The sequence below is a fragment of the Halovulum sp. GXIMD14793 genome (genome assembly GCF_054457435.1).
Genome location: NZ_JBTLNE010000127.1, coordinates 1 through 870 on the forward strand (window position 1 = coordinate 1; position 870 = coordinate 870).

The 870-nt window shown below is 53.6% G+C and carries 1 protein-coding gene; it reads left to right on the plus strand.

Features of this window, described 5'->3' with window-relative positions:
• Positions 1–440 precede the first annotated feature (440 nt).
• Positions 441–785: a hypothetical protein gene (locus tag ACW9UQ_RS18660; RefSeq protein WP_458932485.1), complete on the plus strand. Its 345-nt coding sequence runs from the start codon at positions 441–443 to the stop codon at positions 783–785.
• Positions 786–870: the final 85 nt, after the last annotated feature.

Consider the following 870-nt stretch of genomic DNA (forward strand, 5'->3'; position numbering starts at 1 on the left):
CAAAGCCTCATTCCGCCGGATCGCAACACGCTATGAAAAAACTTCAGCCAACTTCATGGCCATGATCAAACTCGCATCTATCAGGCTATGGTGTCAGTTTTACGAGTCCGCTGCCTAGTTTGTTTTGTCTGATGAGTGTAGATTTTGGTATCCCATAGGATGTCTGGATCGATGTCGCGTATGGATGTTTTGGGCCGATATCTACTATAGCCAGCGCCTTTGAAGTTATCTAGGCAGAGGTATGGGTTTTGTTCGCCATATCCTTTGCTTGAGCGCTTGGTTGCTGTTTTCGATATTCGTAAGTGCAACTGCATTTTCGGCACCTAGATATGAGCAGGACCGCGCCGAACTGATCGGCGGCTTCCACTATAACGCCAACGATGCGCGTTACGACATCATGCGGTCTTTTGGGCATGATATCTACGGGCAAGCCCGAGCTGATGCGTTCCCCGCCATTGCCTTCATCGACTGGATTGCGGGTACGCGAGGTCGGCAGCCGTCAGTTCGTCGAAGGTCAGATGATGGACATCATCGCGGGCCGCGCCGCCTCGCTGGCCCGGGAGGAACAGTATGCGTCACTCGCCTTGAATTCGGTGGTCGGCGTTGTCAGAGAGGGCGGCTTTGAGACCTGGGGCGCAGCGCATTGCGGTGGTCTTTATGATGCGGTCTGCATGGCGGCGTTCCAGAGGCAAGGAAACTTTGAGAACCTGCAGGACTCGACGCTGAATGCGTTGCTGATGGCCGGAGGCGGGGTGACCTGCCCCCCGAAACTTCCCTCGTTCTGATGTAGAGTTTGCTCAACCTTTTGAAGGAGCAAACGAATGCGAAAGAGCCGTTTCACGGAAGTCCAAATCATTGGGATGATCAAAG